Below are 25,232 nucleotides of genomic sequence, written 5' to 3'. Positions count from 1 at the left end.
CTTATAAAATTGCACACGTGACGGGTAGAAGATCAGGAAGGTAGAAACGATGGCGAACATACTCGTAGTTGACGATGAAATGGGCATACGGGAACTCCTGTCGGAGATTCTCGGTGACGAAGGCCATGCCATCACCCTGGCCGAGAACGCGCAGCAGGCGCGCGAGGCGCGTGCGGCCGCGACGCCAGACCTGGTGTTGCTCGACATCTGGATGCCGGACACCGATGGCGTGACGCTGCTCAAGGAATGGCAGCGCGACGGCTTGCTCACGATGCCGGTCATCATGATGTCGGGCCATGCGACCATCGACACGGCGGTCGAGGCGACCCGCATCGGCGCCCTGAATTTCCTCGAAAAGCCGATTGCCCTGCAAAAGCTGCTCAAGGCGGTCCAGCAGGGCCTGACCCGCGCGCAAGAGGTGGCGCGCGCACCGATGGCGCCGCCGCGCCCCATCGCGCCGAGCGCGCCGCCGGTGGCGAGCGACGCCGCCATCGCCGCCCCCAGCGCACCGATGTTCGCGCCGCCGGGCGTGCAGCCCGGCCCCGGGGTTGGCATGGGCAACGGTTCACGCATGGTGCATGCGGTGTCGCAGGGCGAGGGCACCGGCTATACGCTGTCGTTCGACCTGCCGCTGCGCGAGGCGCGCGACGCCTTCGAGCGCATGTATTTCGAGCACCACCTTGGCCGCGAAGGCGGCAGCATGACGCGCGTGGCCGAAAAGACCGGCCTCGAACGCACCCACCTGTACCGCAAGCTCAAGCAGCTGGGCGTCGAGCCGGGCAAGCTCGCCAAAAAAGGGGGATGATGGCCCGCGCGGCCACCGTCCTCGTTCCAGGGGCCAGCGCTGCCGCACGCGAACAGGCGATCGCGGCGCTGCTGGCCATTCCTCCCTCCGTAGTTTCCGCTTCCGCTGATGCTCCCGGCGTTGGCGCAGACACGTCTCCAGAATTCAGCGCCGTCATCCTCGAAGGCCTGGGCGTGGCCGCCACGCCGCTGGAAACCGGCCCAGGCCTGCAGGTGGTGCGCATTGCCCCGGGTTGCCTGTGCTGCGACGGCAATCTCGTTTTGCGTGTAACATTGAATCGACTGCTACGCCAACGCCCGCGACGTTTGTTCATCGGCGTGGCCAGCAGCGAACACCTTGATCAGTTGCGATCGTGGCTTGCAGCGCCGCCATACGATCAGCTGTTGGCACTGGACCCGACCGTCCATGCCCAAACAGGCATTGACGGTCTTGAATTCGGTTCAGACAGCCCCACCTCTGAAGCGAAGTGAACAGCCTGCCGTACGCCGCCATGCGGCAGGGTTGCACTAATTTCTGATCGAAGGAGTCATCATGAACATGATCTATAACAGCGAACAGTACAGCGTCGTCGAGTTCGGTGTCGACCGTGAACTCGAAGCGCTGCGATTTGGCGGCTTCGAGATCGTCGACAAGGCCGGCCGTCGCGAGGCCTTCATCGGCGGCCGCCTCGCGCAATCGTTCCGGCGCGACGTCAACAACCTGATTGCCAGCGAACCCACCATGGAAGAGATCGACGACTTCCTGGGCTCGTATGACACCCTGATGAGCCAGCCGGTCGTTCTTCATTGAACGCCTGCATTGCGCCGTCACACGGGTCTGCCGCGCTGAAGTCCCCGAGCGCCATCGCCACCAGCGGGCGATGGCGTTTTTTTTATCCGGCATGGTAAGCTGCCGCCCATGTGCCAGCTTCTCGGAATGAACTGCAATGTCCCCACCGACATTGTCTTCTCTTTTACCGGCTTCGCCCATCGCGGCGGCCGTACCGACACCCACCATGACGGCTGGGGAATCGCTTTCTTCGAAGGCAGCGGCGTACGCCACTTCGTCGATCACCAGGCCGCCATCGCCTCGCCGATCGCCGAGCTGATCAAGCGCTATCCGATCAAGTCGACCAACGTCATCGCCCATATCCGCAAGGCCACCGTCGGCCACGTGGCGCTGGAAAACTGCCATCCCTTCGTGCGCGAGCTGTGGGGCCGCTACTGGGTGTTCGCCCATAACGGCGACCTCAAGGATTTCGCGCCCGTGCTCGACGGGCCCTATCGTCCGGTCGGCACCACCGACAGCGAACTGGCTTTCTGTTATCTGCTGCAAAGCATGCGCCGCGAATTCGGCGACACGGCGCCCAGCCGCGAGGCCTTGCGCGGCCTGCTCGAACGCATCATTCCCGGCATCGCCGCGCATGGCACCTTCAATATGATGCTGTCCGACGGCACCGCGCTGTTCACCCATTGCTCGACCAAGCTGTGCTACGTAGTGCGCAAGTATCCGTTCGTGACGGCCTGCCTGTCCGACGAAGACCTGTCGGTCGATTTTTCGCAGGTGACCACGCCCGACGACCGGGTCGCGATCATCGTCACCGAACCGCTGACGACGAACGAGGAGTGGACCCATTTCGCGCCGGGCGAGTTGAAGGTGTTCGTCGAAGGACTGCCTCAGTAGGCCCGTTTATGTAGTGACAACTCCGATGCTCCGCGAATAACGTTCCTCTAATAAATTAGTGCCAAGAAGACACACGCTGGGATGGATGCGGTAAAGTAGTCCGATAGACGCGAGAACGAGAAGAACGAGATGACCGATACCGCCAGCCTCGACGAGGCCTCCCAGCCGCTACGCATGCGCCATTTCTACCTCGCGCGCCAGCCGGTGCTGGACCGCAACCAGGCGCTGTTCGGCTATGAACTGCTGTTCCGGGGCAGTGCCCAGGGGCCTGCCCATTTCGATTCGGGCCTGTCGGCCAGCGCCAGCGTTATCCACCATGCATCCCAGCTAGGCCTGCCGCGCGCGATCGGCGACGCCAACGCCTTCATCAACGTCGACAAGGACGTCCTGATGAGCGATATGTTCGCCCTCCTGCCGCGCGAGCGCACGGTGCTGGAGATCGTCGCCTCGGTCGAGCCGGACGACGCCGTCATCGAACGCATGCGGGACCTGGGGGCGCATGGCTTCCGCTTCGCGGCCGAGGCGGCGGCCCACGGACCGGCGCTGTCGCGCCTGCTGCCGGTGATCGATTTCGTCAAGATGGACCTGCGCGCGCTGCCGGCCGTGACCCTGCTGTCGCTGGCGCCGCGCCTGCGCACCACGGGCAAGCGCCTGGTGGCGGAGAAGGTCGAGAACCACAGCGAATACCGCACCTGCCTGGATATCGGCTTCGACTACTTCCAGGGCTATTATTTCGCCAAGCCGTCGGTGATGTCCAGCCGCAAGCTGTCGCCATCGCAAACGACGGTGCTCGACCTGGTGAACCTGGTGGTGTCCGACGCCGACAACGCCGAGATCGAACGCGTGGTCAAGCGCGAGGTGACGATCGGCCTGAACCTGCTGCGCCTGGTGAACACGCCGGCGGTGGGGGCGGGCCGGCGCATCGAATCGATCAGCCAGGCCCTGACCCTGCTGGGCCGGCGCCAGCTGCAGCGCTGGCTGCAGATCCTGCTGTACGCCGAGCCCGACGTGCGCGGCCACAGCCAGAGCCCGCTCCTGCTGCTGGCCACCACGCGCGCGCGCCTGATGGAGCTGCTGGCCCAGCGCCTGCGCCCCGGCCAGAAGAACGTCGCCGACGTCGCCTTCACGGTCGGCATGATGTCGCTGATGGACACGCTGTTCTGCATTCCAATGATGGACATCGTGGAGCAGATCCCCGTGATCGACGAAGTGCGCGCCGCGCTGTTGCAGCGCAGTGGCTTCTTCGGCGAGCTGCTGAAGCTGGCCGAATCGATCGAGCGCATGGACGACGAGGGCGACGACATGCTGGCGGGCCTCAGGAGCCTGTCGGTGGATGGCGACGACCTGGCCGAGCTCGAGGTGTCGGCGTTCGAGTGGAGCGACAAGGTGGTGCGCTACGCGATTTGAGTTAGCTTGAAACCGTCGTTCCCGCCCTCGCCGGGCGCCTTGGCGGGAACCCAAGTTTGCAAGTACGCTGCCATGTTTGAAGTAAGTGGCAGCGCTGGATAACTTGGGTTCCCGCCTTCGCGGGAACGACGATTTTATGCAGCGGGTGCTTTCTTGCTCCGCAGCGCGCTCGCGAAATTACAGGTTCGGCGCCAGGTGACGTTCCACCTCGGCCTTGTCCATCCCGCGCCGCTGCGCCATGTCCTCCACCTGGTCGTTGCCGATCTTCCCGACCACGAAATACTTCGATGCCGGGTGCGCGAAGTAGAAGCCCGACACCGCCGCGCCCGGATACATCGCGTACGACTCGGTCAGCTCCATGCCGACTTCCCCGGCCTGCAGCGTGCGGAACATATCGGCCTTGACCGTGTGCTCGGGGCAGGCCGGATAGCCGGGCGCCGGGCGGATGCCCTGGTACTGCTCATCGATCAGCGCCTCGTTCGACAGGTCTTCGTTCGCCACGTAGCCCCACAGGTCGGTGCGCACGCGCTCGTGCAGGTATTCGGCGAAGGCTTCGGCCAGGCGGTCGGCCAGCGACTTGAGCATGATCGACGAGTAGTCGTCATGCGCCGCCTCGAAGCGCTGTTCGTGCTTCTCGATACCGAGGCCCGCGGTCACGGCGAACATGCCGATATAGTCCGCGATGCCGCTGTCCTTCGGTGCAATGAAGTCGGCCAGGCACTGGTTGGGGCGCTGCACGCCGTCGACGATCGGCCGGACGCCCTGCTGGCGCAGGCCGTAATAGGTGAAGGCCACCTGGGTGCGCGATTCGTCGGTGTACACCTCGATGTCGTCGTCGTTGACGGTATTGGCCGGCAGCAGGGCGATCGCGCCGTTGGCGGTGAGCCAGCGGCCTTCGATGATCTTCTTGAGCATGGCCTGGCCTTCGGCGTAGACCTTGGTGGCGGCCTCGCCCACCACCTCGTCGCTGAGGATGGCGGGGAAGGGGCCGGCCAGGTCCCAGGTCTGGAAGAACGGACCCCAGTCGATGTAGCGCGCGATCAGGCCCAGGTCGACGTTTTTGAACACGCGGCGCCCGATGAACTTCGGCTTGACCGGGTTGAATGCCAGCTGCGCCTTGTTGGCGCGCGCCTGTTCGAGCGTCACCATCGGCAGCGCCTTCTTGCCGGCGTGCTGGATGCGGATGCGTTCGTAGTCCTGGGCCAGTTCGATGATGTAGGCGTCGCGCGTGTCGTCGGTGACGAGTGCCTGGCCGACCGAGACCGAGCGCGATGCGTCCGGCACGTAGACCACCGGGCCGTCGTAGTGCGGCGCGATCTTGACCGCGGTATGGGCGCGGCTGGTGGTGGCGCCGCCGATCAGCAGCGGCACCTGGCGCTCGCGGAACCACGGGTCGCGCTGCATCTCGCGCGCGACGTGGGCCATTTCTTCGAGCGACGGCGTGATCAGGCCAGACAGGCCGACCATGTCGGCGTTTTCTTCCTTGGCGCGGGCCAGGATGTCGGCGCAAGGGACCATCACGCCCATGTTCACGATCTCGAAGTTATTACACTGCAGGACCACCGAGACGATGTTCTTGCCGATGTCGTGCACGTCGCCCTTGACGGTGGCGATCACCATCTTGCCCTTCGGCTTGGCGACGATGCCGGTACGCGCTTCTTCCGCCGCCTTTTCTTCTTCAATATAGGGCACCAGGTGCGCCACGGCCTGCTTCATCACGCGCGCCGACTTGACCACCTGCGGCAGGAACATCTTGCCCTGGCCGAACAGGTCGCCGACGATGTTCATGCCGTCCATCAGCGGGCCTTCGATCACGTGGATCGGGCGGCCCTTGGCCGCCAGCACCTGCTGGCGCATCTCTTCGGTGTCTTCGACGATCCACTGCGTGATGCCGTGCACCAGTGCGTGCGCCAGGCGCTTCTCGACCGGCGTGTTGCGCCACTCGAGGTTCTGTTCCTGCCTGGCGCCGCCGGCCTTGAGCGTGCCGGCGAATTCGATCATGCGCTCGGTGGCGTCCTTGCGGCGATTGAGCACCACGTCTTCCACGCGTTCGCGCAGCTCGGGATCGAGGTCGTCGTAGACGCCGACCATGCCGGCGTTGACGATGCCCATGGTCAGGCCGGCCTTGATCGCGTGGTACAGGAACACGGTGTGGATCGCCTCGCGCGCCGGGTCGTTGCCGCGGAAGCTGAACGAAACGTTCGACACGCCGCCCGAGATCTTCGCGTGCGGCAGGTTTTCACGGATCCAGGCGCAGGCTTCGATGAAGTCGTTGGCGTAGTTGTCGTGCTCTTCGATGCCGGTGGCGATGGCGAAGATGTTCGGGTCGAAGATGATGTCTTCGGGCGGGAAGCCCACCTGTTGCGTCAGCACCTTGTAGGCGCGTTCGCAGATCTCGACCTTGCGCGCGAAGGTGTCGGCCTGGCCTTTTTCGTCGAACGCCATCACGATCACGGCGGCGCCGTAGCGGCGGCACAGGCGCGCCTGGCGGATGAATTCCTCCAGGCCTTCCTTCATCGAGATCGAGTTGACGATGGCCTTGCCCTGCACGCACTTCAGGCCCGCCTCGATCACCGACCACTTGGACGAGTCGATCATCACCGGCACGCGAGAGATGTCGGGTTCCGAGGCGATCAGGTTCAGGAAGCGCGTCATGGCCGCCTGCGAATCGAGCATCGCCTCGTCCATATTGATGTCGATGACCTGGGCGCCGTTCTCGACCTGCTGGCGCGCGACCGACAGCGCCTCGTCGAACTGCTCGTTCAGGATCATGCGCGCAAACGCCTTCGAGCCCGTCACATTGGTGCGCTCGCCGACGTTCACGAACAGCGACGATTCATCGACCGTAAACGGCTCCAGGCCCGACAGGCGCATCGCGACCGGCACGTCGGGAATGGCGCGCGGCGTCTGCGTCTCGAGGATCTTCGCGATCGCCGCGATGTGCTCGGGCGTGGTGCCGCAGCAGCCGCCGGCAATGTTGATGAAGCCGGCGTCGGCGAATTCGCGCAGCAGGGCGGACGTATCGGCGGGCAGCTCGTCGAAGCCGGTATCGCTCATCGGGTTGGGCAGGCCGGCGTTCGGGTAGATGCACACAAAAGTATCGGCGATCTGCGACAGCTCTTGCGCATAGGGGCGCATCAGCGCCGCGCCGAGCGCGCAATTAAGGCCGATCGTCAGCGGCTTGGCATGCCGCACCGAATTCCAGAAGGCGGGCACGGTCTGGCCCGACAGGATGCGGCCCGAGGCGTCGGTGACGGTGCCCGAGATCATCAGCGGCAGGCGCGGCGTCTCGGGATGTTCGTCGAAATACTGGTCGATCGCGAACAGCGCCGCCTTGCAGTTCAGGGTGTCGAAGATGGTCTCGACCAGCAGCAGGTCGGCGCCGCCGTCGACCAGGCCGCGCACCTGTTCGTGGTAGGAGGCGACCAGCTGGTCGAAGGTGATATTGCGCGCCGCCGGGTCGTTCACGTCGGGCGAGATCGAGGCGGTCTTCGGGGTCGGTCCCAGGGCGCCGGCGACGAAGCGCGGTTTATCTGGCGTGGAGTATTTGGCGCAGGCGGCGCGCGCGAGCTTGGCCGCCTCGACGTTCATCTCATAGGCCAGGTGCGCCATGTGGTAATCGTCCTGCGCCACGCCGGTGGCGCCGAAGGTATTGGTCTCGAGCAGGTCGGCGCCGGCGGCGAGATAGCGTTCGTGGATTTCCTGGATCACCTGCGGCTGGGTGAGCGTCAGCAGCTCGTTGTTCCCTTTCACGAACAGTTCGCGCTGGCCGGCGCCCTCGGGCGCGGCGAAGGTCGCGAAACGTTCGCCGCGGTAGGCCGCTTCATCGAGCTTGTACTGCTGGATGATGGTGCCCATCGCGCCATCCAGGATCATGATGCGGCGCTTGAGGATATCGCGCAGCTGGGTTTCGATCGGGGAGATGGCGGACGTAACGGCGTTCATGATGGTGGTTTTCCAGGATGCGGCTTGACAGGCCGATTGACATTGGGCGGTCAACGATTATACGTCATGCGGGCTATCTGGCCCGGCGGCAGGGGCGTGTATGTATCGTTATGTATTCAAACCGTCATGCGTTACATGGCGTTACATTTGGTGGGGTGCCTGCAATCTTTACGATACATGGCGAGACGACAATCAAGGTCCGCCTCCACGAGTGGCGAACGTAAAGATGGGATAACCGCATGAACAAAGAATACCAACCGGATTGGGATCAAGCTATGGACCGCAACCCGGAACCAGCAATGTCGTCGAAGTCACAAGTCGCCAGCAACGGTGTGAAACAGATCGTCACGATCCGCCTGGATGTGGATATGCTTGAATGGTTCAAGGGTGCAGGTCCGGGCTACCAGACCCGTATCAACCAGGTACTGCGTGAGCACATGGACGCCCAGCGTACGTCGCAGGCAGAATAATTCGACTGTGGCGTCAGAGCGGCGCCACCTTCGTTAAGCGATAACGTCGTCTTCGTCGTCAGCTTAAAAACGTCGTCCCCGCGCAGGCGGGGACCCAAGTCCTTCGCATCACCACTTAAATGAATGTAAGTGGCGCGCTTGAAAACTTGGGTCCCCGCCTTCGCGGGGACGACGTACTTTTGAAAACGATTTCTCAAGCGTTGGCGGCGCCTCAGCTGAACGTCAACCCCGCCAGCGAAAAGCCTTTCAGAAATTCCGCCGCCTTCAGGCGCTTGCCGCCAGGCTTCTGCAATTCGTTCAGGCGCAGCGCACCTTCTCCGCAAGCGACCACGATGCCGCCCGCGTCGGCCTGCAAGACCGCGCCCGGTGCGCCGCTACCGTCAACCGCTTCGGCAAACCAGAACTTGACCGCCACGCCATCGACCACGCCATTCGCGCCAGGGAAGGGATTAAAGGCACGCACCTTGCGCGCCAGCACTTCGGCCGGCAGGGAAAAATCGAGCTTCGCTTCTTCCTTGCCGATCTTGGCCGCGTAGGTCACGCCTTCCTCGGGTTGCGGCACGGCCTGCAGGCCGCCGGCTTCGAGCTTGCGCAGCGCCTCGACGATCATGCGCCCGCCCAGCGCCGCCAGCTTGTCGTGCAGGCTGCCGGTGGTGTCGAGCGCGTCGATCGGCAAGCGCTCCATGGTCAGCATGGGTCCGGTATCGAGACCTTCTTCCATCTCCATGATGGTCACGCCGGTTTCCAGGTCGCCCGATTCGATCGCGCGGTGGATTGGCGCGGCGCCGCGCCAGCGCGGCAGCAGTGAACCGTGGATATTGATGCAGGGGCGGATGTCGAGCGTGCTGCGCGGCAGGATCAGGCCATAGGCCGCGACCACCATCACGTCGTAGTCGATCGACTGCAATTGTTCATGGGCGGCGCGGGCTTGCGCCGCGCGCTCCGGGTCCTTGGCATCCATGCGCAGCGACAGCGGCTGCGCCACCGGCATGCCGTGGGCCAGCGCATACTGCTTGACGGCGGAGGCCTGCAGCTGCATGCCGCGGCCGGCCGGGCGGTCTGGCTGGGTCAGGACCAGGGGGATTTCGAAGCCGGCCTCGTGCAGGGCACGCAGGGCGACGGCGGCGAACTCGGGCGTGCCGGCGAAGACGACTTTCATCGGGATCAACGACGGGCGGCGCGCTGGGCGGCGTCGCGCTGCTGGCCGCGTTCTTCCTTCTGCAGCTTGGCCTTGATGCGGTTGCGCTTGAGCGGCGACAGGTATTCGACGAACACCTTGCCCATCAGGTGGTCCATCTCGTGCTGGATGCACACGGCCAGCAGGCCATCGGCGTCGACCTCGAACGGCTTGCCGTCGACGTCGAGCGCGCGCACCTTGACCCGTGACGGGCGCTCGACGCCGTCGTAGACGCCGGGCACCGACAGGCAGCCTTCGTCATAGACCTGCCGCTCTTCGCTGGCCCAGGTGATCTCGGGGTTGATGAAGACCATCAGCTGTTCTTGTGCTTCGGTCACGTCGATGGTGACCACGCATTCATGCACGTCCACCTGTGTGGCGGCCAGGCCGACGCCGGGTGCGTCGTACATGGTTTCCGCCATGTCGGCCACCAGCTTGCGCAGGCGCTCGGTACCGAATTCGGTGACCGGCTTGGCGACCTTGTGCAGGCGCGGGTCGGGGTAGCGGAGGATGTCGAGAAGTGCCATATCGGATCGGATGTCGGTGGAGTTGTCTAGGTTGAACGGGTACTTGGCTGGCAGGCAAGACAGGACGCAATCCCGCCACACGCCCTGGCGCGCAGACCTCGGTTTGCTTGCTAGTTCAGGGATTTGTGTGCAGAATTTGATTCTATACAGCAACCCTTCCGTGAGCGGGGAGCGGTACGTCGTGCTATCTCAGGCTGCGGCCGGGCCGGATGACGGAGCGGCCTGTTCAGCATCATGACCTGCATTGGATGCAGCTGCAATCTGGCGGCATCATTTAATCTTACGCCGCATTAAACGGACGTCTTCAATGAAAAATTTTAGCACAGTCGTGGCCCGTGCTGCTGCGACGGCGTTGTTCGCATGCGCCGCTGCCGCCTCGGCCCAGACCCCGGTGCCCGCCATGACCGCGACTGCCGCCTGCAGCTTCCGCCCGGACGCACCCGACAAGCACGTCGTGGTCAAGGGCGATACCTTATGGGATATTTCTGGCGCCTTCTTGCGCAACCCATGGTGCTGGCCCCAGGTCTGGGGCATGAACCGTGACGAAATCCGCAATCCGCACTGGATCTATCCGGGCCAGACCATCTGGTTCGACCGTGAACGCGGCCGCCTGAGCCTGCAGCGTCCCGGCAGCGGCCTTGACGCCGGCGACGGTCGCGATGCACCACCGCTGACCCGCCTGTCGCCGCAGGTGCGCAGCGAAGGCCTGGCGCGCGATGCCGTGCCGGCGATTCCCGCAGGCGCCATCGAACCCTATCTGACCCAGCCGCTGGTGGTCGAGGCCGACGAGCTGGCGGGCGCGCCGCGCATCGCCGCCTCGCAGGAAGGCCGCGTCTACCTGGGCGAAGGCGACCGCGTCTACGTGCACGGGCAGATCGGAGGCGAGAGCGTGTTCCAGGTATTCCGTCCGGGCACCGCGCTGCGGGATCCGCAGACCGGCCAGGTGCTGGCGCACGAAGCCGCCTACCTGGGCACCGTCAAGCTGCTCAAGCCGGCCGCGCCCGGCGTCGACGTGCACACCTTCCAGGTGGTCGATACCGTGCAGGAGATGGGCGTGGGCGACCTGCTGGTGCCGGCGCCGCCGACGCCGGTGCGCAACTACGTGCCGCATGCGCCGCTGCAAGCGGTCGACGGCCGCGTCATGTCGATCTACTCGGGCGTGACCTACGCCGGACAGAGCCAGGTCGTCACTGTCAATCGGGGCACGATTGACGGACTCGATGTCGGCGCCGTGCTGCAGCTCTATCATCTCGGGAAGACTGTGGCCGATCCAGCGAGTCGGGGTTTCCTGGGCCTGGGCCGGCAGGGGTTGAAACTGCCCGACGAGCAATACGGCAACCTGTTCATCTTCCGCGTGTTCAAGAACGTCTCGTACGGCTTGGTCATGCAGGTGACGGCGCCGGTGCAGGTGGGCGACGTCGCCAAATCACCGGAGTAAACAGCACCGTGCAAGACACGGAAACCCATCCCATTGCCGAACGCGCCGCCCTGATCGCCGACTGGCTGCGCCTGGAACAGGCGGATGGGGTGGGTTGCCGCAGCGCGCATGCGCTGTTGTCGGCCTTCGGCTCGCCCGACGCCATCTTCAAAGCGGGGCCAGGCGTGCTGGCGGCCCATGTGTCGGCCAGCCAGGCACGCGCCTTGTGCGCGCCGGTCACGCCCGCCCTGGCGGCCCTGGTCGAGGCCACCCTGGCCTGGCTGGACCAGCCCGGCCACCACCTGCTCACCTTCCACGATCCGCTGTACCCGGCGGCATTGGCCGAGATCCCCGATCCGCCGCTGCTGCTGTACGCCACCGGCCGCATCGAGATGCTGGCGCGGCCCCTGGTTGCCGTGGTCGGCAGCCGCAACGCCAGCGTGCAGGGCAAGCTCGACGCCGAATCCTTTGCCGCGGCCCTGTCCGGGGCCGGCCTGTGCGTGGTCTCGGGGCTGGCGCTGGGCATCGACACCGCAGCCCACGAAGGCGCGCTGCGTGGACCAGGCGCCACCATCGCCGTGGTCGGCACCGGCCTCGACCGCGTTTACCCGGCGCGCAACCGGCAGCTCGCTCATCGTATCGCCGAACACGGTTGCCTGCTCAGCGAGTACGCGCTGGGCACGCCGCCGCTGGCCGCCAATTTCCCTCGCCGCAACCGCGTGATCAGCGGCCTGGCTGCCGGCGTGCTGGTGATCGAGGCCGCAGCCCAGTCCGGCTCGCTGATCACGGCCCAGATGGCGGCGGAGCAGGGTAGGGAAGTGTTCGCCTTGCCCGGCTCGATCCACTCAGCACTGGCCAAGGGTTGCCACCGCCTGATCCGGGATGGCGCGCAACTGGTCGAGACGGTGGACGAGGTGTTGCTGGCGATGAAGGTCTCGCCGCTGGCGGCCATCGCGCAAGAATGCAGCCAGAAGCGGGATGCCGGGCCCGGCGACACGGCCGAAGAAGACGCCGATCTGCTGGCCGCGCTGGGTCACGAACCGGTCGCGCTCGACGATTTGCTGGAGCGTCTTGGGGCCGATGCGGGCGAGCTCGGCGGACGATTGCTGGGCCTGGAACTGGCCGGTTTGGTGGCGCAATTACCGGGTGGAAGGGTGCAGCGCATCTGGCATTAGGCCTACGTCAAATAAGGCCGTTCGGATGCACATTTAATAGATTACCTATGCTTCGCATAACGAAGTTTGCGAATTGTATGTTCTTGTTTTTAATCGTTTTTGGTAAGCTGGCTGATTGGACAAGGCTTCGATACAACGTTTTTTCCGCGAGGCAGCCCGACAGGCGCGCTCTACTTGTGCCGCACGAAGTTTAGCTGCTACAGTAGCGTCACTATGTTCGACATCCTGGTCTATCTCTACGAGACGTACTACCGTCCCGACGCCTGCCCCGAGCCGGCAGCCCTGGCTCGCAAACTGTCCGCCGTCGGCTTCGACGACATCGAAATCTCGGAAGCGCTGGACTGGCTGACTGGGCTGACCGATGCGCCGCTGCCCGAAACGATCGATGCCTCCACCGGCATGCGTTACTACGTGGACGAAGAATATATCGAGCTGGGCAGCGCCGCGATCGGCTTCATCGCCTTCCTCGAAAGCGCCAAGGTGCTCGGTCCCATCCAGCGCGAGATCGTCATCGAGCGCGCACTGGCCTGCGACGAGTCTCCCATCGCCTTGAGCAAGCTCAAGATCATCGTGCTGATGGTGCTCTGGAGCCAGGGCAAGGAACCGGACGCGCTGATGTTCGACGACCTGTTCAGCGACGACGACGAGCAGGAACCGCGTCTGCTGCACTGAGCGGCGTACCACACCGCAACATCCATCGAACGGGGCTGACGCCCCGTTTTGCTTTTCTTGCGCCCCATTTCTGGGCAGCGAAGAGGCGGCATGCGGTGCGCATCGCACCGTCCTGTAGCGCAAGGTGTACTTGCAGGGAGCGCGATAACGCGCTTATCATTGGCCGCTTCATCTTGACAGTTACCAATCAGACACTATGGCCGGAATTTCACCGGCCCGGCTGCGAGCATGTATGATGCGCAAGCCCACACTATATAGATAGCACGACGAGAATCACTATGACCAAATCCCTCATCATCGCCGAGAAACCGTCGGTCGCGAACGATATCGCGAAGACGCTGGGCGGCTTCACCAAGCACGATGAGTACTTCGAATCGGACGAATACGTCCTCTCGTCCGCCGTCGGCCACCTGCTCGAGATCGCGGTGCCCGAAGAACACGACGTCAAGCGCGGCAAGTGGAGCTTCACCCACCTGCCGATGATCCCGCCTTATTTCGCGCTGAACCCGATCGCCAAGACCGAATCGCGTCTCAAGGTGCTCAATAAGCTGATCAAGCGCAAGGACGTCACCACCCTCATCAACGCATGTGACGCGGGCCGCGAAGGAGAACTCATCTTCCGCCTGATCGCCCAGAACGCGAAAGCCAAGCAACCGGTCAAGCGCCTGTGGCTGCAGTCGATGACGGCCAACGCGATCCGCGAAGGCTTCAACAACCTGCGCACCGACGAAGAAATGCTGCCGCTGGCCGACGCCGCGCGCTGCCGCTCCGAAGCCGACTGGCTGATCGGCATCAACGGCACCCGCGCCATGACCGCCTTCAACTCGAAAGAGGGCGGCTTCTACCTGACGACGGTGGGCCGGGTGCAGACCCCGACCCTGTCGATCGTGGTCGAGCGCGAAGAGAAGATCAAGAAGTTCGTGCCGCGCGACTACTGGGAAGTGCGCGCCGAGTTCGTGTGCGCCGCCGGCGTCTACGAAGGCCGCTGGTTCGACCAGAAGTTCAAGAAGGACGAGAACGATCCCGAGAAGCGCGCCGAGCGCCTGTGGAGCCGCGCCGCCGCCGATTCGATCGCGGCCGCCTGCCGCGGCAAGCAGGGCAACGTTACCGAAGAAAGCAAGCCGACCACCTCGATGGCGCCGGGCCTGTTCGACCTGACGTCGCTGCAGCGCGAGGCCAACGGCCGCTTCGGCTTCTCGGCCAAGAACACGCTGGGCCTGGCCCAGGCGCTGTACGAAAAGCACAAGGTGCTGACCTACCCGCGTACCGATTCGCGCCACCTGCCGGAAGATTACATCGCGACCGTCAAGGAGACGCTGGGCTCGCTGGCCGATACCAATAACTACAACCAGTTCGCCAAGCAGATCAGCAAGAACGGCTGGGTCAAGCCGAACAAGCGCATCTTCGACAACACCAAGATCTCGGATCACTTCGCCATCATCCCGACCGGCGTCGTGCCCAAGAACCTGTCGGAGCCTGAACAGAAGCTGTACGACCTGGTCACGCGCCGCTTCCTGGCCGTGTTCTATCCGGCCGCCGAGTTCCTGGTCACGACCCGCTACACCGAAGTCTCGGGCCACCAGTTCAAGACCGAGGGCAAGGTCATGACCAACCCCGGCTGGATGGCCGTGTATGGCAAAGACCTGGGCGACGACAAGGACGGCGCCAACCTGGTGCCGGTGGCCAAGGATGAGAAGGTACTGACCGACAAGATCACGGCCAACGGCCTGGTCACCAAGCCGCCGGCGCGCTACAACGAAGCGACGCTGCTGTCGGCGATGGAGGGCGCGGGCAAGCTGGTCGATTCCGACGAGCTGCGCGATGCGATGGCCGGCAAGGGCCTGGGCACGCCGGCCACGCGCGCGGCCATCATCGAGGGCTTGCTGACCGAGAAATACCTGCTGCGCGAGGGGCGCGAGCTGATGCCGACCGCGAAAGCGTTCCAGCTGATGACCTTGCTGCGCGGCCTGGGTGTGAATGAACTCACGGCGCCCGAGCTGACCGGCGAATGGGAATTCAAGCTGTCGCAGATGGAAAAGGGCAAGATCTCGCGCGAAGAGTTCATGCGTGAAATCGCCCAGATGACCCAGATCATCGTCAAGCGCGCCAAGGAATACGACAACGACACGATTCCCGGCGAGTACGCGACCCTGGTCAACCCGTGCCCGAACTGCGGCGGCGTGGTCAAGGAAAACTACCGCCGCTTCGCCTGCACCAAGTGCGAATTCTCGATGAGCAAGACGCCGGGCAGCCGCCAGTTCGAGATCGAGGAAGTCGAAGAACTGCTGAAGAACCGCACCATCGGTCCGCTGCAGGGCTTCCGCTCCAAGATGGGCCGTCCGTTCGCCGCCATCCTGCGCATCGTGCGCGATGAAGACATCAAGAATTTCAAGCTCGAGTTCGACTTTGGCCAGGATGACGAAGGCGAAGAAGGCGAAGGCGTCGACTTCACCGGCCAGACCCCGGTCGGCCCTTGCCCGAAGTGCAACGGCGGTGTGTACGAAATGCCGCTCGCTTATGTTTGCGAGCACAGCGTGGCCAAGCCGAAGACTTGCGATTTCCGCAGCGGACGCATCATCCTGCAGCAGGAGATCCTGCCGGAACAGATGGCCAAGCTGCTCAACGACGGCAAGACCGACCTGTTGCCGGGCTTCGTGTCCCAGCGTACCCGGCGTGCATTCAAGGCCTTCCTGGTGCGTGGCAAGGACAACAAGATCAGCTTCGAGTTCGAAGAGCGCAAGGCCAAGCCGGGCGCGGCCGCCAAGGGCAAGGCAGCTGCTGCTGACGCTGATGCTGCTGCGACGGGCGCCGACGGCGCCGATGGCGCGGCAGCGCCGGTGAAGGCGGCGCGCAAGGCGGCGGCCAAGCCGGCCGCCAAGCCGGCGGCAAAGAAGGCAGTGGCCAAGAAGGCGCCGGCCAAGAAGGCGACCGCGGCCGCCGCGAAAAAGTAAGCGCGTAGATGGCGGGGGTAGTTCACCCCGTCCGGGCGTAAAAAAACCGCGGCTCGCCGCGGTTTTTTTCATTCCAGCATCAGCGATGCGCGATGCTTATTCTTGCCATTCCTTCAGCGCGAGGATCGCCGCCTCGCCATTGCGGATCGCTTTCACGCGCCGCACCACTTCGTTGCGCCACGCTTCATCGGCGTCCTGGTCCGGGCCGTCGATATCCTGTAGCAGCAGCTGCATGACTTCCTGTTTCTCGGCCGGGCTCAGCAACTTGAGTCGTTCGGCGATTTCTGCGACGGCGTTGGACATGATGCTCTCTCCTATAATTTTGATTCGATCATAGCGCGAGAACTATTGATTGTCGACTGGCAGCATATTGTCATTCGGTTTGCGATCGATCAGTTTGTTGTCGGGATCGATGCCGGCGCGTCCCGGTACGCCATCGACCACCAGGGTCAGCTGCTGCGTGGCCTGGGTCACCAGCCGCCGCTCGCGCGCCAGCGGGTTGCTATTGCGATCATCCACGCCGAACTCGATGTAGTCGTTCAAAGGCATCGGTTGTTCCTCGCCCACGTCCGTCATCAAGAGCTTGCCGGCGTGGGCGTCGATCGTGACCTCGATCTTGCCGTCCGGACGGCGGCGCGCTACAGCGCTGGCGGCGCGGTTCTCGTAGAACACGATCGATTCGAACAGGTCGTCGATCAGGTAGGCCTTGTCCTTCGGCGTCACCGCGCGCAAGGCCCCGACCAGGCTGGACGCGGTGGGGTAGGGCGCGCTGCGATAGGCGTATTGCCGCAGCAGGCCGCGCAGCACGCCATTGACCACGTCCTCGCCCAGCATGTCCTGCAGCAGGTACAGCGCCAGGCCGCCCTTGCGCTGGTGGATGTAGCGCTGGTTCTCGTTGTGCGCCAGCGGCAGTTCCTTTTCCTGTTCCTGGGCGCGGCCCACCAGATAGGCTTCCTGGTCATGGCGCAGGAAGCGCCGCATCTTGTCCGCGCCGTAGGCGCGCCGCATGACCATCAGCGCCGTGTACTCGGCCAGGCTCCCGGACAGCACGGTGGCGCCACGGGTGCCGGCGCCGACCAGCTGCTGGCCCCACCACTGGCGCGCGGTCTGGTGGGCGCTGACGTAGAACGGATAGTCGAGGTCCTTGGGCGAGCCGGGATCGACGCGCGCGATGAAGGCGGCGCTTTCCGAGAACGGGATCAGGCCCGAGAAGGACTGGGTGTTGCGGACGGTGCGCGGGAATTCGGCGATGCGCAGTTCGCGCAGCGGATAGCGGCCGAAATGGCGCGCGCCGTAGTCCAGTCCGGCCTGGGCGCCGCGGATCATGCGTTCGACGTTGACGTCATGCCCCGGCTGGTAATAGACGTCGATCGCCACGTCCTGCCAGCGGTCGTGGCGCACTTCGTAGCGCGCCGACTGGAAGGCATAGGCGTTGAGCATCGGACGGTCCATCTTGTAGCGGAAGTGGCGCCGTCCGCCTTCGTTCCATTCGCGCACCAGGGTGCCGGGCGCGATCGCGACCTGGTCGGCACTCGTGCTGACGGTGGTGTCGAAGCCGATCCAGTCGGCGTCGCCGCCGATGTGGTGATGGGCGCGGCCGGCCGGGTCGTCGCGTGCCGGCATGGGCGGTCGGGCCGCCAGTCCGTGGCGGCGCCGGTCGCGCGGGTCGCTCAGTTCGACCGAGGGTTGATAGCCGATGCGCGGCATGACCTCGTTGGTGAAGAAGGTGCCGTTGGCGATCACCGGCGTGTCGCTGCCCAGGCCCAGCAGGCCGCGCGGCGCGTAGTCGAGTTCGAAATCGAAGTCCAGGCGTGCGCCGGGGCCCAGCGGGGTGGCCAGGCGATAGTGGTAGAGACCGAGATCGGGCTCGATCGTCACGCTCGTCGCCGGCTGGCTGAAGCTGGCCTTGAGCTGCGCGCCGCGCTGCTGGTACAGCACCAGGTCGCGGATCGGCGCGCCGCTGCGGTTCTCGAGCCGGTAGCTGCCTTTGACGTGCAGGGCGCGCCGATCGGGATGGATGGCGGCGTCGAGCCTGACGTCGACGATGCGCGGCTGCGGCAGCCGGGCGAAGCCGTGGTAGCGCTTCTCGTATTCGGCGCGCAGCAGCTCGCTGCGCCATGGGGTCAGGTAGCCGCCGCTCGACAGTTCCCAGGCCAGGAAACCGCCGGCGCCCGCGAACACGGCCAGCCCCAGGCCGAAGCAAGTCAGCACCCTTGGTGTCAGGTTGCGGCGCGCCAGGCGCAGGCGCTCGCGCCAGGCGTCGTCGACGCCGCGCGGCCACAGCGCGCGCGCCAGCGCCAGCAGCATCAGCGCCGCGCCGCTCCAGTACAGCAGATACAGGCGCTCGCGCGTCAGCTGGTGGCCGAAGCCGTTCATCGTCGAATACGTCAGGTCGGGCCAGACCCCGTACAGCAGCAGCGGATGGTTTTGGCCGCTGCCGTTCAGCAGGATCGCCGCCACGAGCCAGGCGATCATCAGGAAGTTGGCCAGGTATTTGTGGTTGACGATGACCTGCACCGCGATCGCCAGCACTGCGATCAGCGCGTAGTTCGGCAGCAGGATGGTGAACAGCGCGTGCAGGTAAAGCCCTGGCTCGAGCTGGAAGTAGCCCTTGAACAGCTGGATCAGCATGCCGGTGACCATGGCCAGCAGCACCAGCAGCGCCTGCAGGCCGACCAGGGCCAGGGTCTTGCCGGCCAGCGGCAGCCAGCTCGGCACCGGCAGCGCGTCGAGCATCTGGGCCACGCGCGTCTCGCGTTCGCGCCAGACCAGTTCACCGGCATAGAAGATGGTAACGGCCAGCATGAACAGGCCGAACACGGCGCGGATCAGCTCCAGCACCATATACGTCACCGGATAGGTGGAGACGCCGTAGAGGGCGTCGAGGTCGATCCCGCCGACGACCAGGGTCAGTATGCCGCCAATGGCCAACGCCGCGAAGTAGACGTTGCGGGTCATCTCGCGCAGTTCGCCCCGCGCCGACTTGAACAGCAGCAGCGCCAGGCTGCGCGCCGCGAAATCGGGTTGCGCGGTGGTGTCGCGGGCGGATTGCGACAGTTCGACCGGCAGGTCGGGCTGGGCCTGGCTGCGCCCGCGCGAGTGCACATCGGGCTCGCCGATGAAGTGGAAGCGCCAGTAGCCGAGCAGCAGCGCCAGCAGTGCGAAGCCGCACCACAGCAGGCGGTTGATCAGGTACACGTCCTGCAGGTCGATCGGATTGAGGTTGCGTTCGGCCAGCGGCCAGTACTCCGTCAGCAGGAACAGGGCGGTGGTGCCGAACGGGTCGATCAGGGCGGCCAGGGTCTTGAAGTCGAGGTCGCGCGCCAGCGACGGCGCGACGGTATAGCCGATGGTCATGACCACGGCGGCCACGTACACCGGCAGCATGCGCCGGGTGAGGGCGGCGAGCACGAAGAAGATGGCGCCGAAGATGAACAGGTTGGGCAGCAGCGTAAACAGGTAGGGCTTGATCCAGGCCGACGCCGTCGATCCGCCCAGGCGGTCGGGCGGGATGCCGGGAATGAAGGTGCCGAGCCACAGCCCGACCAGGATGCCCGAAAAGATCACCGCCAGGGTCGCGAACGCGCCGAGGAAGCGGCCGAACACGTAGTCGGCCTTGCTGAGCGGCGCGCTGAAGAAGAAGTGGTGCATCTCGTGCTCGAAGTCCTGCTGTACCGCGCGCCCCATCACCGCCGCCGTGATCACCGTGCCCAGGCTGCCCAGCAGCGCCGTCGCGATCGCGATCTGGCGCGGCGCGTCGACCAGGACCCGGGTGCCGAAGGAGACGACCAGGTCGCGGAACGCGCCGCCCGAGGCGGCCATCCACAGCATCCCGAGCGCCACAAAGACGGCAAAATAGACCCAGGTCGAGAGCCGCCGCAGGCGCTGGCCCGCTTCGAAGCGGGCGATGACGAACAGGGCGCGCACGGTCAGCAGTTCCCCGCGGCCGGGTTGTGGCGGCCGGCGATGGTGGCGAAATACACGTCTTCCAGGCTGGCGCGCGCCGGCTCGAAGCCGTCGCCGGGATCGTCCTCGGAGTACACATGGATCAGGGTGCGGCCGCTGAGCAGGCGGGTCGAGATCACGCTGTAGCGCGACTGGAAGGCGGGCAGCTCGGCCTTGGTGACGAAACGGGCCCAGATGAAGTCTTCGATCCCGTAGATCAGCTCTTGCGGCTCGCCGCACAGCAGCACCTGGCCTTTGTTGATGATCGCCATATTGGCGCACAGGTCGGCCACGTCGGACACGATATGGGTCGACAGCAGCACGGTGCGTTCTTCGCCGATGTCCGACAGCAGGTTGTGGAAGCGCACCCGTTCCTGGGGATCGAGGCCGGCGGTGGGTTCATCGACGATGATCAGGCGCGGGTCGCCCAAGAGGGCCTGGGCGATGCCGAAGCGCTGGCGCATGCCGCCCGAGAAGGTGCCCAGGCGCTGGTCGCGCACTTCCCACAAATTCGTTTGCTGCAGCAGGCCGTCGACCACCTCGCGCCGGCGCGCCTTGTGCGACAGGCCTTTGAGTTGCGCGAAATGGTCCAGCAGTTCGTAGGCGGTCACCTTCGGGTAGACGCCGAAATCCTGCGGCAGGTAGCCCAGCATGCGGCGCACCGCATCCTTTTCGTCGAGCACGTCGATATCGTCCAGGAACACTGAACCGGAGTCGCATTCCTGCAGGGTCGCCAGGATCCGCATCAGCGTCGATTTGCCCGCGCCGTTCGGGCCGAGCAGCCCGAACATCCCGGCCGGGATGTTGAGCGTGACACGGTCCAGCGCGACCACGCCATTGGCGTAGGTCTTGGACAAATTGCGGATTTTCAGTTGCATGACGACTCCTCGCTGCTGCCCCACGCGTCTTTACGCAGGACCAAACACTTTTTCATACTGGCATTGTATTCAATCGGCACGGCCGCGGCGGGCCCGGTGCGATACACGGTCCAAACAGGGACCCAGACCGCATTATCCGGTGACAGGACGCATGATGGTTTTCTTTCGATAAATTTCTTGCAATGGAGGACGGGCGTGCAGCGCAAGCTGGGGCAAAGCATGGATAATGCACGCATGGACTCCATCACCCAAGAAAAGCTCTTGATCCTGATGCGCGAAGGGCGCAGCCGGGCCGAATCCACCGACTGGTTCCGCGTCGCGCTGGGCCTGGTCTACCTGGCCGGCCTGATGACCAAGGAGGCGATCGACTTCAAGACGGTCGACCGCGAGTTCAACCGCTTCATCTACCACACGCTGGGCAAGGGCCACACCATCACCAGCGTGCTGCAGTTCATGAGCGGCGCGAAGGTGATGCCGACGGTGGAGTGCGCGCGCTTCCTGGACGCCTTCAAGCGCCATTGCCCGGGCGTGCCGCTGGTGTCGGTGCCGTTCCTGATGGAGCTGAACCTGGGCGTGGCCAAGAATATCTCGGGGCTGGAGCCCGAGGGCCCGCTGGCCGGGTGGATCGCGCGTAAAAAGAAGGAGCAGGAGGCGCCAAAGGCAGAGGCGGGCTCTGGACCGCATGCCGAAGACTTATAATGAGCGCTTCAGCGACCAGAACATCGAGCACACCATGATTGCGAACCGTTTCATCAGCCCCCTGGACCAACTGATCGTCGGCGTCGACAAGGCCTTGCGCGTCGTCGGCGGCGTGGCGGCGATGTCGCGCCCGAACCCGGGCGCGCACGCCATCGACAGCGAATTGAGCGACGCCGAGCGCCGCCACGCCGCGGGCCTGATGCGGGTGAACCACGTGGGCGAGGTATGCGCACAGGCGCTCTACGATTCGCAGGCCAACTTCGCCCATACGCAAGAGGTGCGCGCCCAGTTCGAGCACGCCGCGCGCGAGGAAGAAGACCACCTGGCCTGGTGCGCGCAGCGCCTGAGCGAGCTCGGATCGCAGCCGAGCGTATTGAATCCCCTGTGGTATGCGGGCGCCTACGTGATGGGCAGCGTGGCGGCCCGGATCGGCGATCCGATCAGCCTGGGCTTCGTGGTCGAGACCGAGCGCCAGGTCGAGGCGCACCTGAACAGCCACCTCGAGCTGCTGCCGGCGCAAGACGCCAAGTCGCGCGCCATCGTCGACCAGATGCGCATCGACGAGATCGCGCACGCCGACGCGGCGCAGGCCGCGGGCGCAGCCTCGCTGCCCTTGCCGGTCAAGGTGGCGATGCGGGCGATGGCGAAGGTGATGACCACCACCGCTTACCGGATTTGATCCGCTGCCTCGACGCACATTTCGACCCGCGCCTTATGCACGTCATTCCTTCGCAGGCGCACTGGTGTCCGGAATATTTATACGCAAAGTATGCATCGTCATCCCCGCGGAGGCGGGGATCCAAGTGAAATCACAGAATGTTCATGCTGGCCGGGTACACTTGGGTTCCCGCCTCCGCGGGAACGACGTGGTTTTTCCTATGAAGCGGGCTTATTCAAGCGCCCGAAATTATTCCGGACACCAGTGCGCGCAGGCGGGAATCCAAGTCCGACGCGCTGCCACCGACTTTTGACGGTCCTGGCCTGCCAGCACACTCAGGTTCCCGCCTTCGCGGGAGCGACGGTCTTGAGGCCAGCGAGATCGTCGAGCCCTATCAGACCTCGACGATCTCGAACGAATGCGTCATCTCGGCCGTCTTGGCCAGCATGATCGACGCCGAGCAGTATTTTTCGTGCGACAGCCTGACCGCGCGTTCCACCGCCGTCGGTTTCAGCTCGTGGCCGGTGACCGTGAAGTGGAAGTTAATCTTGGTGAACACCTTGGGATCGGTGTCGGCGCGTTCGGCCTGCAGGGTCACGTCGCAGCCGCGCACGTCTTCGCGGCTGCGCTTGAGGATCAGGACCACGTCGTAGGCGCTGCAGCCGCCGGTGCCCACCAGGACCATCTCCATCGGGCGCGGCGCCAGATTATGGCCGCCGCCGTCCGGCGCGCCGTCCATGGCCACCATGTGGCCGCTGCCGGTCTCGGCCCGGAAACTCATGCCCGACGGGCCGTTCCAGCTGACTTTCACTTCCATGCGATTCTCCGTGTTGCTGATGGGTCGATAAGAGAGTCGATTGTACGGCAGCCGCCGCCCTTGCGTGCAAGGCGGCCGCCGATTCTCACACTCCCTTCATACTCCCCGCATCAAACACCCAATACGTATTTCTCGCTCTTCATGCGCCAGCTCGCGAAGGCGACGATCAGCAGCGCCGGGACCAGCGAACACAGGAAGGTCAGCACGAACGGCGTGAAGCCGATGTCACCGCTCTTGGCCAGTTCCTTGATCAGGGTCTGGTTCGACAGCATCGGCACCAGGTACATCCACTGCGCCGTCTTGAGTTCCATGAACGAGACCACGAAGCCCGGAAGCAGTGGCAGGATCATCACCAGGCTGACCGTGGTCTGGGCTTCCTTGAACGTCTTGGCATTCATCGCCATGGCGATGTAGAGGGCGGAAGACAGCAGCGCCAGCGGCAGCGTGGCCAGGCAGACCAGCAGCAGCTCGCCCCAGCCGAGGTTCCACGACATGCCGATTTCTTCCAGCGGCAGCCATCTCAGGATCGCGTGGCCCAGCATCAGCACCACGGTGACGCCCAGCATCGCCAGCACGCTGGAGGCGAGCCACTTGCCGCCCACCAGCTCCCAGCTGTGAGCCGGCTGCGCCATGAGCACTTCCAGCGAGCGCCGTTCGCGTTCCCCGGCGGTGCTGTCGACTGCCGATGACATGTTCAGGAGGAAGGCCGGGAAGAACAGGAAGCCGATCAAGCCGCCGATCATCATGGCCGAGCGCGAGGCATTGGTGCCGGTGTCGTAGCGTTGCAGCTGGATCGGCGCCAGCGTGGCCGGGGACACGCCGTGCGCCAGCAGGCGCGCACTGGCGATATTGCTGCCGTAGGCCTGCAGGATATCTTCGAGCTCGCGCCGTTGCGGGCCGCTCTCGGCCGACGAGTCGAACCACAGCTCGATGCGCGCCGGGCGCATCGACTGGTAGTTGTCGACGAAGTCGTCCGACAGGCGCAGCACGGCCGCGATCTTCTTGCCATGCAAAAGTTCGCCGATCGCTTCCTCGGTCATGGGCCCGGAGTCGTTGATCGTCACGCTGCGCTCGCGCAGCTGGGCGATCAGGGTCGGGGCCTTGGCGCCGCCGATCACGGTCAGGTGGATGCCTTCGCGTTCGGTGCGGGTGCTTTTGTCGATCAGCTGGTGCAGCGTGAAGCCGAGGATCGCCGGATAGAACAGCACCGCCAGCACCAGGAAGCCGAAAGTGCGCCGGTCGCGCAGCGTCTCGCGCAGCTCTTTCAGGAATACGACCTTGAGTTTGGACTTCATGCGATACCTTCCTCGGTGCCCACCAGGCTGACGAAGGCGTCTTCCAGGTCGGCGATGCCGGTGCGCCGGCACAGTTCTTGTGGCGAGCCCTGGGCCACGGTATGGCCTTTGGCGATGACGATCACGTCCTCGCACAGGTGGATCACTTCCTGCATCACGTGGGTGGCCATGATGACGCAGCAGCCATCCTCGCGCAGGGCGTTCAGCGCAGTGCGCAGCGCGCGCGTGCTCATCACGTCCAGGCCGCGGCTCGGTTCATCGAGCAGCAGGTGGCGCGGGCGGTGCAGCAGGGTGCGCGCCAGCGCCACCTTGATGCGCTGGCCCTGCGAGAAGCCCTTGGTCTGGCGCTCGAGGATGTCGTCCATCCCGAGCAGGTCCGACACCTCGCCGACGCGGGTGCGCAGCGCGGCGCCGTCCATGCCGTTCAATTCGCCGAAGTAGTTCAGATATTCGCGCGTGGTGAGGCGTTCGTACAGCCCGAACTGGTCGGTCAGGAAGCCGATATTGCGGCGCACCGCCATCGGATCCTTCTCGGGGTCGACGCCGCCGATCGAGATGGCGCCGTGGTCGCGTTTGAGCAACCCGACCAGGGTGCGCAGCAGGGTGGTCTTGCCGGCCCCGTTGGGGCCCAGCAGCGCGGTGATCTGGCCGTCGCGCGCGGTGAAGGAAACGCCGCCCAGCGCCTGGACGGCGCCGAACTGCTTGCGTACATCGTGGACTTCGATCATGGAG

Annotated in this window: 21 protein-coding genes; 12 read left to right on the top strand and 9 right to left on the bottom strand. The window is 64.8% G+C overall.

All coding sequences use genetic code 11. The features are described from left to right. The first annotated feature begins 49 nt into the window (after positions 1-49). From SOM61_RS23050 to SOM61_RS23030, 5 genes are all read left to right on the top strand, one after another. Positions 50-805 (top strand): response regulator, encoded by a 756-nt coding sequence (locus SOM61_RS23050; RefSeq protein ID WP_147936584.1) that lies wholly within the window; start codon positions 50-52, stop codon positions 803-805. After that, positions 802-1,275, top strand: coding sequence for a GTPase (locus tag SOM61_RS23045; protein ID WP_320476244.1), 474 nt, complete (start codon positions 802-804; stop codon positions 1,273-1,275). Before SOM61_RS23050 ends, SOM61_RS23045 begins: the two co-directional genes overlap by 4 nt. Positions 1,276-1,336: 61 nt before the next feature. Next, positions 1,337-1,594: a BTH_I0359 family protein gene (locus SOM61_RS23040; protein ID WP_005667861.1), complete on the top strand. Its 258-nt coding sequence runs from the start codon at positions 1,337-1,339 to the stop codon at positions 1,592-1,594. A gap of 108 nt (positions 1,595-1,702) precedes the next feature. Further along, positions 1,703-2,467: a class II glutamine amidotransferase gene (locus SOM61_RS23035; protein ID WP_320476243.1), complete on the top strand. Its 765-nt coding sequence runs from the start codon at positions 1,703-1,705 to the stop codon at positions 2,465-2,467. Positions 2,468-2,596: 129 nt separating this feature from the next. Beyond that, positions 2,597-3,874, top strand: a complete 1,278-nt coding sequence (locus SOM61_RS23030) for an EAL and HDOD domain-containing protein (protein ID WP_320476242.1) — start codon at positions 2,597-2,599, stop codon at positions 3,872-3,874. A gap of 177 nt (positions 3,875-4,051) precedes the next feature. Here SOM61_RS23030 and metH read toward each other — a convergent pair whose 3' ends face one another. Continuing rightward, positions 4,052-7,819 (bottom strand): methionine synthase, encoded by a 3,768-nt coding sequence (gene metH / locus SOM61_RS23025; protein ID WP_320476241.1) that lies wholly within the window; start codon positions 7,817-7,819, stop codon positions 4,052-4,054. A 239-nt stretch (positions 7,820-8,058) separates the two neighbouring features. Here metH and SOM61_RS23020 point away from each other — a divergent pair, with 239 nt between their 5' ends. Further along, positions 8,059-8,289 (top strand): BrnA antitoxin family protein, encoded by a 231-nt coding sequence (locus tag SOM61_RS23020; RefSeq protein ID WP_320476240.1) that lies wholly within the window; start codon positions 8,059-8,061, stop codon positions 8,287-8,289. 211 nt (positions 8,290-8,500) lie between these two features. On the opposite strand, the gene fmt is transcribed toward SOM61_RS23020, so the two are convergent. Beyond that, entirely contained in the window at positions 8,501-9,448 is a 948-nt protein-coding gene (fmt, locus tag SOM61_RS23015) for a methionyl-tRNA formyltransferase (RefSeq protein WP_320476239.1), read from the bottom strand. Positions 9,449-9,453: 5 nt separating this feature from the next. Continuing rightward, positions 9,454-9,993 carry a peptide deformylase gene (def, locus tag SOM61_RS23010; protein WP_320476238.1) on the bottom strand — a complete coding sequence of 180 codons (540 nt, stop codon included), beginning with the start codon at positions 9,991-9,993 and terminating at the stop codon, positions 9,454-9,456. A gap of 307 nt (positions 9,994-10,300) precedes the next feature. Here def and SOM61_RS23005 point away from each other — a divergent pair, with 307 nt between their 5' ends. From SOM61_RS23005 to SOM61_RS22990, 4 genes are all read left to right on the top strand, one after another. Continuing rightward, entirely contained in the window at positions 10,301-11,431 is a 1,131-nt protein-coding gene (locus SOM61_RS23005) for a LysM peptidoglycan-binding domain-containing protein (protein WP_320476237.1), read from the top strand. Positions 11,432-11,439: 8 nt separating this feature from the next. Further along, positions 11,440-12,585 (top strand): DNA-processing protein DprA, encoded by a 1,146-nt coding sequence (gene dprA / locus SOM61_RS23000; protein ID WP_320476236.1) that lies wholly within the window; start codon positions 11,440-11,442, stop codon positions 12,583-12,585. A 213-nt stretch (positions 12,586-12,798) separates the two neighbouring features. Beyond that, positions 12,799-13,257, top strand: a complete 459-nt coding sequence (locus tag SOM61_RS22995; protein ID WP_123070803.1) for a Smg family protein — start codon at positions 12,799-12,801, stop codon at positions 13,255-13,257. A gap of 278 nt (positions 13,258-13,535) precedes the next feature. Continuing rightward, positions 13,536-16,208 carry a DNA topoisomerase III gene (locus tag SOM61_RS22990; RefSeq protein ID WP_320476235.1) on the top strand — a complete coding sequence of 891 codons (2,673 nt, stop codon included), beginning with the start codon at positions 13,536-13,538 and terminating at the stop codon, positions 16,206-16,208. A 96-nt stretch (positions 16,209-16,304) separates the two neighbouring features. On the opposite strand, the gene SOM61_RS22985 is transcribed toward SOM61_RS22990, so the two are convergent. The 3 genes from SOM61_RS22985 to SOM61_RS22975 are packed head-to-tail and all read right to left on the bottom strand — an operon-like array spanning position 16,305 to position 21,031. Next, positions 16,305-16,511 carry an addiction module protein gene (locus tag SOM61_RS22985; protein WP_147936576.1) on the bottom strand — a complete coding sequence of 69 codons (207 nt, stop codon included), beginning with the start codon at positions 16,509-16,511 and terminating at the stop codon, positions 16,305-16,307. Positions 16,512-16,553: 42 nt separating this feature from the next. Further along, entirely contained in the window at positions 16,554-20,135 is a 3,582-nt protein-coding gene (locus tag SOM61_RS22980; RefSeq protein WP_320476234.1) for an ABC transporter permease/M1 family aminopeptidase, read from the bottom strand. A 2-nt stretch (positions 20,136-20,137) separates the two neighbouring features. Next, positions 20,138-21,031 (bottom strand): ABC transporter ATP-binding protein, encoded by an 894-nt coding sequence (locus SOM61_RS22975; protein ID WP_147936574.1) that lies wholly within the window; start codon positions 21,029-21,031, stop codon positions 20,138-20,140. Between the two features lie 234 nt (positions 21,032-21,265). Between SOM61_RS22975 and SOM61_RS22970 the strand changes: the two genes are divergently transcribed. Next, complete coding sequence (locus SOM61_RS22970) at positions 21,266-21,730, top strand: hypothetical protein (RefSeq protein ID WP_320476233.1); 465 nt, start codon at positions 21,266-21,268, stop codon at positions 21,728-21,730. A 34-nt stretch (positions 21,731-21,764) separates the two neighbouring features. After that, a complete protein-coding gene (gene coq7, locus SOM61_RS22965) occupies positions 21,765-22,409 on the top strand; it encodes a 2-polyprenyl-3-methyl-6-methoxy-1,4-benzoquinone monooxygenase (protein WP_320476285.1) in 645 nt (214 codons plus the stop codon). Positions 22,410-22,782: 373 nt separating this feature from the next. Here the strand turns inward: coq7 and SOM61_RS22960 are convergent, their stop codons facing one another. The 3 genes from SOM61_RS22960 to SOM61_RS22950 form a co-directional block, all read right to left on the bottom strand. Then, positions 22,783-23,205, bottom strand: coding sequence for an OsmC family protein (locus SOM61_RS22960; RefSeq protein ID WP_320476232.1), 423 nt, complete (start codon positions 23,203-23,205; stop codon positions 22,783-22,785). A gap of 110 nt (positions 23,206-23,315) precedes the next feature. After that, complete coding sequence (locus SOM61_RS22955; RefSeq protein ID WP_320476231.1) at positions 23,316-24,500, bottom strand: ABC transporter permease; 1,185 nt, start codon at positions 24,498-24,500, stop codon at positions 23,316-23,318. Continuing rightward, positions 24,497-25,228 carry an ABC transporter ATP-binding protein gene (locus tag SOM61_RS22950; protein ID WP_123069982.1) on the bottom strand — a complete coding sequence of 244 codons (732 nt, stop codon included), beginning with the start codon at positions 25,226-25,228 and terminating at the stop codon, positions 24,497-24,499. The genes SOM61_RS22955 and SOM61_RS22950 overlap by 4 nt, the downstream gene beginning before the upstream one ends. Positions 25,229-25,232: the final 4 nt, after the last annotated feature.

This window comes from Massilia sp. CFBP9012, assembly GCF_034045115.1.
GTDB lineage: Bacteria > Pseudomonadota > Gammaproteobacteria > Burkholderiales > Burkholderiaceae_D > Telluria.
This window is presented reverse-complemented; position numbering and strand designations above follow the sequence as displayed.